Here is a 13,451-nt window from a genome sequence, read left to right on the forward strand (position 1 = left end):
CTCCAGAAACCTGCGAATGTCTCCCAGTTACACCTGTCGCTCGAGCCTGTGAGCTGGACCATAATCTATGGAACAACACGCTGCTAGTAGTGTCAAGTGATGAATTTGTTCATTGCCGCAAGTAAATCCGCTAAGAAATGGGATGGGCAAACGCGAGTCAGTGTCGAGCAGCAGAGGCCACTAATCGCAGGAGGGCTAGGCCGCAACGGAAAAGTGCTGGTCTAGAGGGTGTGAAGGGAGCAGCTTCAAATCCAACATGATCGGGTGCGCCTTACGGGGTCGATCATGTGTTGCCATCAAGGAATCTTCACGCCCTCCCTTTGCGGCAATCAGATGAGCAGTTCTCCGCTCGATATGGGCAAGGCCTAAAGCGGATCGACGGATGTTCCGCCACCTTGCTCGCGGAGGTTCAGGCGGGTTCTGAACTCTACCTTGCCGTAGCCGGCGGACTTTATCAGTAGCTGAAACGCGTTGGAATCTTGGGTCGAGTTCAGCGATCCCGCTAACGCCCAAAGCCAAGACCTCTCACTTGCGAGGAGGAGGCCTTGGCTTTGGGCGGACGTGCGGTTGAGCTTGATGCGTTGTAGACGACGAAGACCTTGCGCAGGCGCTCGTGAACCGTCCACGTTCCTGTCCAACCAATCGGGAAGTAGGCGGTGTGGCCGGGGGACAGGAGTACTTCCTCACCGCGGTCGCACTGAACGGTCATTGCGCCTGAGAGCACATGGATGATTTCGCCGTTGTTGAAGAACTCCCAACGCGACTGGCCGATTTCGGTCTCCAAGGTCCCAGAGGCGATTCGGCCATCTTTGGATTCAAACGCCCGGCGACTGCGGACAGTGATGTCGCCACTGAGCGGCGTAGCGCTGGGTGGTGCAATCAAGGATTCTTCCAGGTCCCGGCGGTGAGGCCCGTGGCGCGCGGTATGCGGTGGTCATGTCATCTGTCGCTTTCTTTCGTTATGGGCGTGGGGTGGAGCGGTGGGCCGGACATACCATGGTTCTTCATTGCGTTCAATGCTGCCGGATAGCCGCTGGGACGTGCTCGTTTGGGTTGGTTAGGCTGTTTTCCCGGCCAAGGCTGTGTTGGCTTCGACTCCGGCGGATGCGACGGCGTGATCGTTTTCGACGGTGCTGCCGCTGACGCCGATAGCCCCCACAACTACTCCTTCGACGGCCAGGGGCAACCCGCCGGGGAAGGAGATCAGACCGTCGTTGGAGACCTCGATGTTGTAGAGCGGACCGCCAGGCTGGGACAGGGATCCGATGTCACCGGTGGGCATGTCGAAGTAACGCGCGGTGCGGGCCTTCTTGATTGAGATGTCGATGCTGCCCAGCCACGCACCGTCCTGCCGGGCGAAAGCCTTGAGGTTCGCTCCGGCGTCGACGATTGCTACGTTCATTGCGAGTCCGCGGGCGGTGGCATCGGCAAGAGCGGCCGCCAGGACGTATTCGGTTTGCTCGAGGGTGATGTCAGTCACTGGTGCTTTTCCTTGTGATTGGGATGAGAACTTGTACGGGGAGGTTCGCCTTCAGGCGTTTGAGGTCGCGTGGGGAGCGGCTGATTGGGCTGCATCGAAAGCAGTAAGCAGACGTTCGGTGTCCTTCATTTGTTCGACCCAGATGTCGCGGACGATGTCGATCCTGTCCTCGGATTCCTGGAGGCCGGAGATGTAGGCGCCGATGTTTCCGCCGTTTTCGCCAGCACGGTTGTGCAGGGCGATCATTCTGGCCACGATCTTGGCTTGCATCCCATAAACGGGGATCTGCGGTCCGCGGGGTGCGATCATACCGACGTAATACAGCTTTTCGAGTCCTTCGGGGATGATCCCTGCGCCGTAGCGGATAGGAGCGCCTTTGCGGCGTGGTACCAGCCTGGTATCCAGGAAAGGAACACTGGAGTGGAATCCTGTGGCCCAAAGGATGGTGTCGTACTCGCGGGATGTTCCGTCGGTGAAGTGGACGGTGTTGCCCTCGAAGCGTTCGATGCCCGGCACGATGCCTACCCGGCCATGCTGGACCCAGTAGAGCAGGAGGCTGTTGACGACGGTACTGCCTTCGGCCAGGGTTCGGTGCTTGGGTTCCGGCATGCCAGGGTAGTCGCTCCACTCTCCGATTGACACCCTGGCCAGGAGACGGCTGATGAGGTCCACTTCGTCCGGCGCGAACTGCTGGAGGAACTCCAGTTCCTGACGGGGCTTGCCGAAGTAGGCTTTGGGCTGGAAGTAGGTGCCTTCGCGGATGACGATGTCAGCTTCGAGACGATGCTGGGCGACGTCTACGGCGAGGTCGCAGCCGGAGTTACCGGCCCCGACGACAAGTACCCTCGTGCCTTCGAGGTCTTTGACGTTGTTGTATTCGCTGGAGTGCAATTGCTTGCCGGTGAATTCGCCTGGGAACTGCGGGACTTTCTTGTCCCATAGGTGGCCGTTGGCGACGATAACGCCGTCGTAGGTGTCCGAGCCGTGCGAGGTGGTGACGTTCCACCCGGCCGAGCCAACAGCGCCTTCGGTGGAGACGGGGGTGACGGAGAGGACTTCGGTATTGAACTGGATGATCTCGTAGAGGCCGTGGTGGCGGGCGTATGACTCGATGTAGTCGCGAACCTGATCCCGCCGTGGGAAGTGCGGGTAGTGCGCCGGCATCGGGAAGTCTTCAAAGTGTGTCATGTCCCTGGCGGTGATGAGGTGAAGCGCCTCGTAGTCTGTGTGCCAGTGGCCGCCGACGCGGCTGCTTTTCTCGAAGCAGTCAACCTCGTAGCCTGCCTGACGCAGTTGCTGGAGTGCTGAGATGCCGGCGGCGCCGGCCCCGATGACGCAGTAGCGGGTCATGGTGGTATCCGTTCAAGTAGAAGTTGTAGTTAAGGGAGCACGCGGTTGATGCCGCTTAGCGGATGACGTCGCCGCCGGAGAGCGTGATGGTTTCGCCGGTCATGAAACCGGCGGCATCGCTCCCGGCGAGTAGCCACGCCCACTGGGCGATTTCCTCGGGTTGCGCCACCCGCCCCACCGGAATGGTGGCTGCCGCGGCCTCCATTCGGCCGGTGGCGCGATTGCCGGGTGTATCAACCCATCCCGGCGCTATTGCATTGACGCGGATTTTCCGGTCGGCTAATTCCAACGCGGAGGCCTTGGTTAGCATGATGACCGCTGCCTTGGAGGCACCGTATACGAGCTGCCCCGGGGAGACTTGGTACCCGTCCACCGAAGCGAAGTTCACCATGGCCGAGCCTTCAGGCATGGAGCGCTTTGCAGCGGCCATGACATTCATGACACCCAGGACGTTGACGTCGAAGACCAAGCGGTAGAGCTCCTCGGTGAACGTATCCAACGTCGACGGCGGGTAGACGCCAGCGACGTTCACAACGGCATGGATGGCGCCGCCGACGTTGGGCAGGACAGCATCGAGTTTGTCTTCCAAAGCAGCCCTGTCCCGTACATCAGCCACGAGTGGGGTAACGCTGGCCGCACGGCCGTTGAATTGGGGAGCAACGACGTCGACGGCGATGACGTGCCAGCCGTTATCGACGAAAACCTCAGTGGTGCTTTTTCCCATGCCGCTTCCGGCACCGGTGACCAGTGCGACGCGCAGGTCCTGTGTCATCGCACCGTAACCCCGCCGTCAATAAGGAAATCCGCGCCGGTGGCGTAGGAAGATGCATCAGAGGCCAGGTAGACGACAAGAGGAGAGATCTCCTCCGGGCGGGCGCGTCGCCCAAGCGGCGCGCTGGAGGACGTACCACCTTGGGGTTCATCGTTGTTCATGGGAGTTTCCACGCCGCCGGGACTGATCGAGTTGACACGTATGTTGTCTGGCGCATACTCCAACGCCGCGGCACGGGTCAGGGCAAGGACTGCCGCTTTCGAGGCGGAGTAGGCGCCGTAGGCCTCTGCTCCGCGGTGGGCTGCGGTCGAAGCGACGTTGACGATAGTGCCGCCGCCACGTTTCAGCATCGCCGGGAACACAGCTTGCATGCCGAGCAGGACGGACGTGGTGTTCACCTTTTGGAGCAGATTCCATTCGGCGAGGTCCAAATTGTTGAGGGTAGTTACCCGGATGATGCCGGCATTGTTGACCAGGGTGTCCAGACCGCCGTCGTGTTCTTCGATGTCGTCGACGGCGGCGGCCCAGGCGCCGGGATCTGTCACGTCAAGATGGAGGTAGCGGACGGCGAGGCCTTTTTCGGCCAAGGCTGCTGCCGTTTTTTCGCCGACTTCGTCCAGGACATCGGCGATGACGACCCTCGCGCCTGCCACTGCCAGGGCTTCGGCATGAGCGGCGCCTTGGCCGCGGGCGCCGCCAGTAACGAGGGCGACTTTTTGGGTTTGTTCAGTCATTGTGGTTTCTCCTGGGTGGTTGGCTGTCTAGAGCATGTCCGGTTCGCCGACTTCGGCGGCGGTGGGGTCCATTCCGTATTTCTTCAGCAGGTCGGCGATGGTGCCGTCCTTGCGAAGGTCGGCGATGTTCTCATTCAGGGCTTTGGTCAGCGCGTCGTTGCCAAGCTTGGTGGGCCAGTTGAGCTGTCCAGGGTGTGCTGAGACCGGAATCCTGGGATCGGACTGCAACGGAATGACTTGGGCGTCTTTGACGGGTTTGGACTCGAAGCGTGCTGTGGTTGCTCCCACGCTGTCGATCACGGCGTCAATGCGGCCGGCTGCAAGGTCGTTGAACACGGCTTCGGGATCCTGATAGACGGCAAACTTGTCGCCGAAGACCTGGGTGAATTCGTCGTTCCAAAGGTTGCCGGCTACGGAACCAATCTTTTTGCCGTCCAGTTCGGCGATGGTTTTGTAGCCTGCGGTGGAGACCAAGGCTCCCTGGTCCAAGTAGATCGGGTCGCTGAGGGCTACAAGCTTTGCCCGGGCCTGGGTGCGCCACCAGTCGCCGGCTGCCAAATCGGCCCGTCCAGCCTGAACAGCGGGAATGGCAGCGCCGGCACCGCCGGAAGCCTCCACAGTCACCGTGAGGCATTCGCGCTTGGCGATCTCATTGAGCAGGTCACCTTCGACGCCTGCGAGTTTGTTTCCGTCGAGTTTCATGTGCGGGGCGAAGTCGTAGGTGGAAACGGTCAGAGTGCCGGAGCTGATGGTTTGGAAGCTATGTTTCGGAGTGCATGAGGGATCGACGGCGGCTGTTGCGTTGGTACCGCAGCCGGACAGAGCAAGGGCAAGGATGCCAACGGCGGCTGTGGTAGCGCCGGTGACTGCGAGGCTACGGGTGTTGGTGCGTTTCATGGAAGGTCCTTTTGGTGTGTTGGGAGGAGGAAAATGTCAGAGGTGGCGGTTGAGTCGGCGTTCGCCGAGCCGGACAAACGCCAGGGCGATCAGGGTGATGGATCCGTACAGCACCGAGGTGAGCAGGAAGACACTGAGGTATTCAAAGGTGATGGATCCGAGGGCGTATGCCTTGGACATCAGTTCAGGAACGGCGATAACGAAGGCCAGCGAGCTGGTTTGGAAGATGGTGACCGCCAGGCTGGCCAGCGGCGGCGTCGATATCCGGATGGCCTGGGGGAGGATGATGTGCCGGAAGCCGGACCACCCGTTCAGGCCGGAGGTGAGGGCGGCTTCGCGCTGGCCTCGCGGGACCGAGGCGAGCCCTGAGCGGAAAAGTTCACTGGAGTAGGCGCCGGTGGTCCACGAGAGCGAGATGACGGCAGTAGCGAAGGCCGGCAAGGTGATTCCGCTTTCGGGGAGGCCGAAGTAGAGCAGATACAACAGAACCAAAGCCGGAGCGCCTCGGCCCACTTCAATGAGAACCAGGGCGGGGAACCGGAGTGCCGTCTGTCTGCTCTCTAAGGCGAGGGCGAGGAGCAGCCCAAAAGGCATCCCGAAAAGCAGGCACAATCCTGTCAGGCCAAGGCTGACGCTGAGACCCGGTGACAGGGCCGGGAGCCAGCTGATCCACTGGTCAATGAGACTCATCAGGCCACCTCAAGTTTCTGACGGAGCGTCCGGTCCACACGGCGGGCTGCTAATGCGAGCGGGACGCTCAAGGCGATGTAGAGCAGCCCGGCGATGCTGAATGCGAGTAGTCCTTGGTGGGAGGACTTTGAAACCAATCCGGCTTGGTAGGTGATTTCGTGGACGCCGATGGTCGATGCCAGGGCCGAATCTTTCAGCAGGGCGATAGCGTAGGCGGCGACAGCCGGCAAGGTGACTTTGAACGCCTGCGGCGTAATGATGTGGCGCGTTGCGGGGAGGAACCGCATGCCCAAAGCGGTGGCGGCTTCCCATTGCCCCCGGGGGATGCTAAGGAGGCCGGCACGGTAAGTTTCGGCCATATAGGCGGAGGCGATAACGGAGAAACCCAAGATGGAAGCGGAGACCGAGTCCAACCGCAGCGCGTACTGGGGAAGTCCGAAGTAAATCAGGAACAGCCAGGTGATCGGCGGGATGGCCCTCACCACGTCGATGTAGATCGTGGCAGTTACTCTCAAGGGTGTGATGGTTGACCTCCGGGCGGCTACCAGGGGCAGTGCCAGTACAGCACCAATGGCCAAGGAAGCTGTGGTGATCAGGAGCGTCATTCCAATGCCGGAAGCTATCTGCAGAAACATGGTGCTCACCGGTCCAGGACAGCGCGTAGGAACTTCTTGGTGCGCTCGTGGGTGGGAGCGGTCATGACCTGCTGGCTTGGTCCCAGCTCCAGAACTTTGCCACCTGCCATGACCATGACCCGGTCGGAGACGTCACGGGCGAACTGCATTTCGTGAGTAACCACAATCATGGTCATGCCCTCGTCAGCGAGGTCGCGCATAACGGCGAGCACTTCCAAGCCGAGTTCCGGGTCCAACGCGGAAGTAGGTTCATCAAAGAGCATTACTTTAGGTGTAAGCGCCAAAGCGCGGGCGATCGCAATGCGCTGCTGCTGACCGCCGGAGAGGCGGGAAGGGTGCTGGTCGCTCTTTTCCGCCAGTCCGACACGCTTCAGCAGCGACTCTGTTACCGAATGTGCCTCGTCGCGGCTGCGTCCGAGGACCTTTTGCTGGGGCAGGGAGATGTTCTCCATTACCGTCAGGTGCGGAAAGAGGTTGAAACCCTGGAACACCATGCCGGTGACACGACGCAGGCGCTCAAGGCTCGCGCGGTCAGGACGTTTGGCGCCGGCATCAACGGTTGTGCCGCCAATGGTTATGGTGCCTTTGGTGGGTGCTTCAAGGTAGTTCAGGCACCGGAGGAAGGTACTCTTGCCCGCTCCTGATGGACCAATGATCGAGACCACCTCGCCCTCAGCCATCTGGAGGCTGACATCATGCAGGACTTCGATAACGCCGTAGTTCTTGTGTAGGCCTTGAACCTGCACCGCACCCAACGTAGGGGGTGACTCTCTGCGGACTGATGCTGTTTCCATGTGGATCATCCTTCGCGGTATCCATAGGGTTTGGCTGTGAATGAGAATGATGTAATCAGGATCACCTTTGGATGACAAGACTTTTCCGAAGATTTCTTTCGGGCTGCCCGCAAACCAAGCGTTTTCCTCCAGTGCCTAGCAAATGCCCTTGCATAGGATCCCCCTATGCATGAGAGGGTGATGGCCTATAGAGTTTCGGGGGAAGGAAAGAGGAGAAAAATGACGATCCTGCAGGTGAACTACTTCCTGGCGGCCACCACGGCTGGCTCGTTGACGCAGGCGGCAGAAGAGCTCGGGGTATCACAACCGACCCTGTCGGAGCAGATCCGCAAGCTGGAACAAAGTGTTGGCGTTGCGCTGTTCACGCGGGCAAAGCAGGGCCTGACCTTGACCGAAGCGGGTCAGCGTTTCTTGCCCCACGCCCGTAAAGTCGCCCGGGACTACCAGATCGCAATGGACTCCGTGTCAGGAATCCGTGATCGGCAAGATGGAACGGTAACCTTTGGCATGTTCAACAGTGGGCAATATGTCCTATCCGGGTTGATCCCTGCTTTCCGCTCGCTCTACCCCAATATTCACGTCCGGTTCATCGGATCGAACTCTGCCCAAGTTGCAGATCAGGTTCGATCCGGAAAGCTGGAAGCCGGTGTTGTGGCGCTCCCGATCGATGCCCGGGGTCTCACCATCAGTGACGTTCTCTGGTCCTGTGAGGCCGCCTACTTCCACACAAAACCGGCGCTTACCCAACCGGTGACTGTCGAGGATTTGCTGAAGAGGCCGCTGGTTCTGCCGGATTCCGGATTTTCACAAAACGACCCAACAAGGCGCCAACTCAGCGAACGAGCCCAGACTCTCGGCATCCCGCTGACGCCCGATATCGAAGTCGAGACCGGCTCAGCAGCCCTGGCCATCGCCGCCACAGGCACTGCGGGTGCCGTGGCCTCGGTCCCCGTGGCCCAGGCCCTGGGTTACACCGAAAAGCTCAAGTGGGTCAGTCTGGAACCGCCCCTGATCGAGACGTTTGCCATCATCAGCCGCGATCCATCAAGCCTTTCTCCTGCGACTCAGGCACTGATAAAGCTCGCCGAAGAACATATGCGAATGCTGCATCGGGAGTTTGTTCCGTCGTAGCTCCCGGAGGCCCCCGCCTGGCCCTCGGCTGACCCGGGGAGTCGGGTCGGAAGGAACTGGTGCCCGTAAGCGTGCGGGGCGCGGACCGTACGTCTCTTCGCGGAGGGCATTCCATAGTCGGTGATGTACTGCTGTGGGGCCAAGGCTTGGGTGCCAGATTTCGTCTCATCTTAGGATTCACCCTTGTCACCCATAGGCATTGGTGATGTAATTCACGTATCCAAAAGCAAAACCTTTAGGTGGAGATGTGAGATGTCATCGCAAGTTCCTATGAAAATCGAACGCTTGGTTGCCGCGTCGGAAGCCGCTACCAGGCGGGTCGATCAGCTGGACGTCACTACCCCTGAGTGTGATGCATCCTGCCCCTTCTGCTGGGGTCCGGAGACTGACTGAGAAGCGACGTTCAGGACAGGAGTAAATACCATGGTCAAGATCCGCACGTCGACGAAGTGCGGCGTGACTGCCAAGTTTGTTGGCGGCCGTTTCGCCGTCCTACACAATGGTGTAACGGAGTGGGCTGCGCTGTCACCGGCTCCTCGCTGCGAAGTCGAAATAATGCAGGCGCTCGAGTGCATCGTCCGCGAGTTTGCGGCCCGTACCAACGCCTGACACTTCAGGCCCCCGCTATTTGATTGCAGCGCCTGAGAGGCGTCCGCGCATCGACGCATCGAGCACGACCCCGGCGCTTCGGAGGCGCCAAGTTTCGCTATATTGTCCGCCCTTCGCCCGGATAGTTATGTGCGTGAGTTGGGTCAGGACTGGAGGCGCTGCCCGCCGCGGCGCATTCGAGGATGGGTCGCCCGTGTTGGCCCACAGTCGGCGGTGCGATGCTCACGGGTCCGACTCTCGGGAGGCTTCATCGCTACGGACTGTATGTACGGAATAGTGCTCCTTAGCGAAGCTGCAGATTCAATGCCGGCGATCGCTCACCCGCCACACTAGCCGTGGAGTCGAATCTTTCGGCGTTGGTGGTGAGGGCCGGTGGGATCGATCCCTATATATGAGGCTGACCGTCAAAAGCTTCGCACGTCAAAGTGAGCGCAGTTTTGAGAGGGTTTTCGGTAACTCTGGAAGGTATTGTTGTATTGTGCTACAACTTAATCAAGAGGGTTCGTTTTCCGGCCTTCGCTGCCTACCTCTGAAGCTGCCGTAGATCCAAGCGACCTTCTGCGAGGAGGGCCGACCCTGACCTCGAAACCCAGCTGTCGTGGCCGTCATCGCGAAACGGCAACGATGGCAATTCGAGGGCGCCAGGTCATCCGCAATGTCGATGTCGGCAGCCCGATCATCAACGAAGGAGCACCACATGACGTCCGACATTTCTCGTCCTGCATACGACCCTCCATACTCCGCCAGTCGGCGAGTAGGAAACATCGTCTGGACGTCCGGAGTCGCCGGCTACTACGCCGACCGGCGTCTCGACGAGTCGTTTGAAGAGCAGGTGCACGTTACGTTTACGAACCTTTTGGCCGCGCTCAGCGGCAGTGGCGCAACTCTTAAAGACGTCGTTTCGGTCGAGGTGTTTATTGTCCGTTCTGATGACTACGACCAAATGAACGCCTTGTACCGGAGTTACTTCGTGGAAGACCCGCTGCCTGTGCGCACCACGGTCACGGTGGGCCTGCGCCCGGGAGTGCTGTTCGAAATGAACGCCGTAGCCGCCATCGATGATGGGGATACAAAGTGAGTAACGAACCGGCCCGTAGCGAATCGATCGACGCAGATTTCAGCATAGACACTATTCGGAGCGCCGCGACAAGGTTGCGAGGCCGAATAGCGCGCACCCCGCTCCTCGAGTCACCGCAGCTCAATAGCGCGGTAGGCGGACGCGTCTTAGTGAAAGCTGAATCACTGCAGGTCACCGGATCGTTCAAAATCCGCGGTGCGATGAATGCCGTTCTGTCGCTGAAGCCGTCGGAGCGAGAGAAAGGGATCATCACCTACTCGGCCGGCAATCACGGTCAGGGTGTGGCGGCGGCTGCCGCCGCAGTAGGGGTTCCGTCCGTGGTCGTTATGCCATCCGAAGCGCCTAGGAACAAGATTGAGCGATGCCGGTGGTGGGGGGCAGAAGTCGTATTCTTTGACCGAGCCAACGAGAGCCGCGAAGCCGTAGCCAATGAGCTGATTGAGCGGCGTGGTCTAACGTTCGTGGCGCCTTTCGATCACGTGGATACGATGTCCGGGCAGGGGACCATTGGCCTGGAAATCGCTGAAGATCTCCAGGAGCGAGGCATTCATCCTGACGGCTTAGCCGTCAATTGCAGCGGTGGGGGTCTTGCCTCCGGTGTCGCTGAAGGTTTGCGGCACTTTTATCCCGAGCTGCCGATCACCCTGGTGGAGGCAGCGGCGGTGCGTAAGTGGCCGCGGGCGCTGGCGACGGGATCTCCTGTCACGCTGGATACTATTCCGCCCACTGTTATTGAGGGAATGGCTGGGCCAACCACTGGAACCCTGTGCCTGCAGTCACTGAGGGCCAAAAATCCGTCCACGGTCGAGATCTTCGACGATGAGGCCCTGCGGGGCGTGAAGGCTGCATTTGAGACCATGCGTCTGGTGGTGGAGCCAGCGGGGGCATCTTCAATCGCGGCATTGCTGGAGGGTAAGATCCCGGCTCGGGGGCGAGTCACCGTTGTTGTTGCCTCAGGTGGAAATATCGATCCTGCGGTACTTACCAAAGCTCTGGCGGTGTAGCAGGAAGCCGAGTGCCCCCTTCTGGTCATTACTAACCAGAAGGGGGCACTCTTTCGTTGTTTGCACGTTTGACGGCGACGAACTTGTCCGTGCAATTGGCTGGTTGGCGCAGGCCCCAATGTTAACGGGATTCCAAAAATAAGAATTAACTACAAAGTCGCTCCAAGGTTGAGAAAAAGAGACGAATCGCTCGAGTGGTCGGACGGGTAGCCACACAACTCGTTGGCCATCGAGAGTGCGTCCCTCGGGGGTCTTTGCCCTTTATTTGTAAGGAAATAGTCTTGCGGCGGCATCTAGGCTGTCGATTGTGGGGGAGTGGTCCCGGTTCCATTCTTCCGTCATCCCTATTGACAACTCGATTCTCACTTTGAGATGCTCTTAGGACTTGGAAAGCATGGCATGGATCACTTTCCGCCTCCCAGACCACCCCACCAGGATCGTTAATGACTTCAGCAACGGACTTTGCGCCCCAAGGCCGCCACCGCCTTGGATGGGACATCACAGAGTCGGCCACGGGAGGTCTCATTACGGACGCCCACAGCGTCCAACGACTTATCGAACGGAGACCATTGGACTCGTTAAAGGCTCTCGCGAATGTGCCGCTGGACGGCACGTATAAGGGCATTCCTCTCGGCGCTAATGTGCGGCTGGCAGACCTGGCCTCTACCGGCTGGAACGTTGCCAACGGTGACCTGTCCTACCCGGTGACAACCCTCAGCCAGGACGCCCTCACTAATAACGCACGCACCATGGCCGAGTACTGCCGACGCAATGGGGTTTTGCACGCCCCGCATGGGAAAACTTCCATGGCACCTCAGTTGTTTGCCGCACAACTTGATGCTGGCGCGTGGGGGATTACCGCTGCTACTCCCACTCAGGCGGCCGTCATGCGAAAGTTCGGCGTCCCCCGAGTATTGCTTGCGAACGAAGTCACTGACCCCGCGGCACTCCGCTGGATGGCTGGTCAGATGCGCGATGACCAGTCAGTTGAGATCTACTCCCTGGCGGACAATCCGGACGTGGTCCGGTGGGCTGATGCCGTACTCACGGCTGATGCTGCCGCTCAAGGAACTGGAGTGCAACTCCCGGTCTTCGTGGAAATCGGCTCAGCCGGGGGGCGATGTGGCGTAAGAAATGATGAGGAACTACTCGCTGTTGCCGAGGCCGTCAAGAACTCCCGACACCTGCGTTTAGTTGGCGTGGAGAGCTTTGAGGGAGCAGTAGCTGTCGGCACTCCGCAAGAAGCGATCGCGGCCGCGAGAAGATTCTTCGACCGAACCCGCGCGGCAACAGAATTGCTCCTGAGCGCAGATGTCTTTGAGTCAGACCAGGTACTGGTCAGTGCCGGCGGAAGCGGTTACTTTGACGTTGTCATCGAACAGCTGGGCAGCGGTTGGGAGTCATCCGTAAAGCCGGTCCAACTAATGATACGCAGCGGTGGCTACATCAGCCACGATTCAGGGCGAAGCTCAAGAGTTTCCCCCCTGGATGGGAGGCGGTCCGACTCCGAATCACTGTTACTCAAGAATGCTCTCGAGGCTTGGGCGCGGGTAGTTTCGCGGCCGGAACCTGGAATAGCGATGCTTGCCATCGGTAAACGGGACGTTCCCTTCGATGTCGATTTGCCCGTGCCCCTTCGTTTCCATAAAGCCGATGGGACCGTCACTACGGAACTCGAAGGCGCAAGTGTGGTCAACCTGATGGATCAACACGCATTCCTCAAAGTTGACCCCGCACAGCAACTTGAACCCGGTGACTTGGTCGTCCTGGGAGTTTCCCATCCCTGCACGGCCTTTGATAAGAACCGATTCCTTCCTGTCGTCGACGATCAGTACAACGTCGTTGACGGTGTCCTAACCTTCTTCTAGGCCAAAGGAGCCAAAATGAGCACCCCCAACACTGAAACCACACCGCTGACCTTCGGACACTATTCATCTGCTGTTCGACGCGGAAACCTGGTCTACACATCCGGTTTAGTCGGTTACCATGACGCAGAGCGCACTATCGATCCCGATTTCGGCAGCCAGGTACGCCGTACCTTCGAGAATCTGGAAGTCTCCCTGCGTTCCGTTGGCGCCACTCTCCAAGACGTCGTATCCGTCAACGCCATCCTCGTTCACGAGGCCGACAACGCTGAATTCAACAGGATCTACGAGGAATACTTCACCGCGGAGCCGTTGCCTGTCCGGACGCGGATCTTCGCGGGATTATCCAAGGGCGTCCTGTACGAAATGAATGCCCAGGCGATTGTCGCCGAGTAAACCGTCGCCAGTAAGG

14 protein-coding genes are annotated in these 13,451 nt (G+C 59.5%); 5 read left to right on the top strand and 9 right to left on the bottom strand.

What is annotated here, in order from left to right:
• Nucleotides 1–502 precede the first annotated feature (502 nt).
• The 9 genes from ACIQH5_RS19390 to ACIQH5_RS19430 all read right to left on the bottom strand — a co-directional run bounded on the left by ACIQH5_RS19390 (nt 503) and on the right by ACIQH5_RS19430 (nt 7,352).
• Complete coding sequence (locus ACIQH5_RS19390; RefSeq protein ID WP_400406606.1) at nt 503–883, bottom strand: cupin domain-containing protein; 381 nt, start codon at nt 881–883, stop codon at nt 503–505.
• 174 nt (nt 884–1,057) lie between these two features.
• Nucleotides 1,058–1,480 (bottom strand): heme-binding protein, encoded by a 423-nt coding sequence (locus ACIQH5_RS19395; protein WP_400406608.1) that lies wholly within the window; start codon nt 1,478–1,480, stop codon nt 1,058–1,060.
• 51 nt (nt 1,481–1,531) lie between these two features.
• Entirely contained in the window at nt 1,532–2,830 is a 1,299-nt protein-coding gene (locus ACIQH5_RS19400; RefSeq protein WP_400406610.1) for a flavin-containing monooxygenase, read from the bottom strand.
• A 55-nt stretch (nt 2,831–2,885) separates the two neighbouring features.
• On the bottom strand, nt 2,886–3,602 hold the full coding sequence (locus ACIQH5_RS19405) for an SDR family NAD(P)-dependent oxidoreductase (RefSeq protein WP_400406612.1): 717 nt from the start codon (nt 3,600–3,602) through the stop codon (nt 2,886–2,888).
• A complete protein-coding gene (locus ACIQH5_RS19410; protein ID WP_400406614.1) occupies nt 3,599–4,336 on the bottom strand; it encodes an SDR family NAD(P)-dependent oxidoreductase in 738 nt (245 codons plus the stop codon). Before ACIQH5_RS19410 ends, ACIQH5_RS19405 begins: the two co-directional genes overlap by 4 nt.
• 27 nt (nt 4,337–4,363) lie before the next feature.
• The gene (locus ACIQH5_RS19415; RefSeq protein ID WP_400406616.1) at nt 4,364–5,233 is read right to left on the bottom strand and encodes an ABC transporter substrate-binding protein; all 870 of its coding nucleotides are present in this window, start codon (nt 5,231–5,233) and stop codon (nt 4,364–4,366) included.
• 36 nt (nt 5,234–5,269) lie between these two features.
• A complete protein-coding gene (locus ACIQH5_RS19420; RefSeq protein WP_400406618.1) occupies nt 5,270–5,923 on the bottom strand; it encodes an amino acid ABC transporter permease in 654 nt (217 codons plus the stop codon).
• The gene (locus ACIQH5_RS19425) at nt 5,923–6,558 is read right to left on the bottom strand and encodes an amino acid ABC transporter permease (RefSeq protein ID WP_400406714.1); all 636 of its coding nucleotides are present in this window, start codon (nt 6,556–6,558) and stop codon (nt 5,923–5,925) included. Before ACIQH5_RS19425 ends, ACIQH5_RS19420 begins: the two co-directional genes overlap by 1 nt.
• A 5-nt stretch (nt 6,559–6,563) precedes the next feature.
• On the bottom strand, nt 6,564–7,352 hold the full coding sequence (locus ACIQH5_RS19430) for an amino acid ABC transporter ATP-binding protein (protein ID WP_400406620.1): 789 nt from the start codon (nt 7,350–7,352) through the stop codon (nt 6,564–6,566).
• A gap of 219 nt (nt 7,353–7,571) precedes the next feature.
• Between ACIQH5_RS19430 and ACIQH5_RS19435 the strand changes: the two genes are divergently transcribed.
• From ACIQH5_RS19435 to ACIQH5_RS19455, 5 genes are all read left to right on the top strand, one after another.
• A complete protein-coding gene (locus tag ACIQH5_RS19435) occupies nt 7,572–8,483 on the top strand; it encodes a LysR substrate-binding domain-containing protein (protein ID WP_400406622.1) in 912 nt (303 codons plus the stop codon).
• A 1,306-nt stretch (nt 8,484–9,789) separates the two neighbouring features.
• Nucleotides 9,790–10,170, top strand: coding sequence for a RidA family protein (locus ACIQH5_RS19440; RefSeq protein WP_400406624.1), 381 nt, complete (start codon nt 9,790–9,792; stop codon nt 10,168–10,170).
• A complete protein-coding gene (locus ACIQH5_RS19445; protein WP_400406626.1) occupies nt 10,167–11,174 on the top strand; it encodes a threonine/serine dehydratase in 1,008 nt (335 codons plus the stop codon). The genes ACIQH5_RS19440 and ACIQH5_RS19445 overlap by 4 nt, the downstream gene beginning before the upstream one ends.
• A 443-nt stretch (nt 11,175–11,617) precedes the next feature.
• On the top strand, nt 11,618–13,042 hold the full coding sequence (locus tag ACIQH5_RS19450) for an alanine racemase (RefSeq protein WP_400406628.1): 1,425 nt from the start codon (nt 11,618–11,620) through the stop codon (nt 13,040–13,042).
• A 15-nt stretch (nt 13,043–13,057) separates the two neighbouring features.
• Nucleotides 13,058–13,435 carry a RidA family protein gene (locus tag ACIQH5_RS19455; RefSeq protein ID WP_400406630.1) on the top strand — a complete coding sequence of 126 codons (378 nt, stop codon included), beginning with the start codon at nt 13,058–13,060 and terminating at the stop codon, nt 13,433–13,435.
• Nucleotides 13,436–13,451: the final 16 nt, after the last annotated feature.

The organism is Paenarthrobacter sp. NPDC091711, from assembly GCF_044756605.1.
Classification (GTDB): Bacteria; Actinomycetota; Actinomycetes; order Actinomycetales; family Micrococcaceae; genus Arthrobacter.

Coding starts and splice junctions, on each gene's coding strand:
- ACIQH5_RS19435 (WP_400406622.1), top strand. CDS start 7,572: ATGACGATCCTGCAGGTGAACTACTTCCTGGCGGCCACCACGGCTGGC.
- ACIQH5_RS19415 (WP_400406616.1), bottom strand. CDS start 5,233: ATGAAACGCACCAACACCCGTAGCCTCGCAGTCACCGGCGCTACCACA.
- ACIQH5_RS19400 (WP_400406610.1), bottom strand. CDS start 2,830: ATGACCCGCTACTGCGTCATCGGGGCCGGCGCCGCCGGCATCTCAGCA.
- ACIQH5_RS19450 (WP_400406628.1), top strand. CDS start 11,618: ATGACTTCAGCAACGGACTTTGCGCCCCAAGGCCGCCACCGCCTTGGA.
- ACIQH5_RS19420 (WP_400406618.1), bottom strand. CDS start 5,923: ATGAGTCTCATTGACCAGTGGATCAGCTGGCTCCCGGCCCTGTCACCG.
- ACIQH5_RS19410 (WP_400406614.1), bottom strand. CDS start 4,336: ATGACTGAACAAACCCAAAAAGTCGCCCTCGTTACTGGCGGCGCCCGC.
- ACIQH5_RS19405 (WP_400406612.1), bottom strand. CDS start 3,602: ATGACACAGGACCTGCGCGTCGCACTGGTCACCGGTGCCGGAAGCGGC.
- ACIQH5_RS19455 (WP_400406630.1), top strand. CDS start 13,058: ATGAGCACCCCCAACACTGAAACCACACCGCTGACCTTCGGACACTAT.
- ACIQH5_RS19440 (WP_400406624.1), top strand. CDS start 9,790: ATGACGTCCGACATTTCTCGTCCTGCATACGACCCTCCATACTCCGCC.
- ACIQH5_RS19430 (WP_400406620.1), bottom strand. CDS start 7,352: ATGGAAACAGCATCAGTCCGCAGAGAGTCACCCCCTACGTTGGGTGCG.
- ACIQH5_RS19425 (WP_400406714.1), bottom strand. CDS start 6,558: ATGTTTCTGCAGATAGCTTCCGGCATTGGAATGACGCTCCTGATCACC.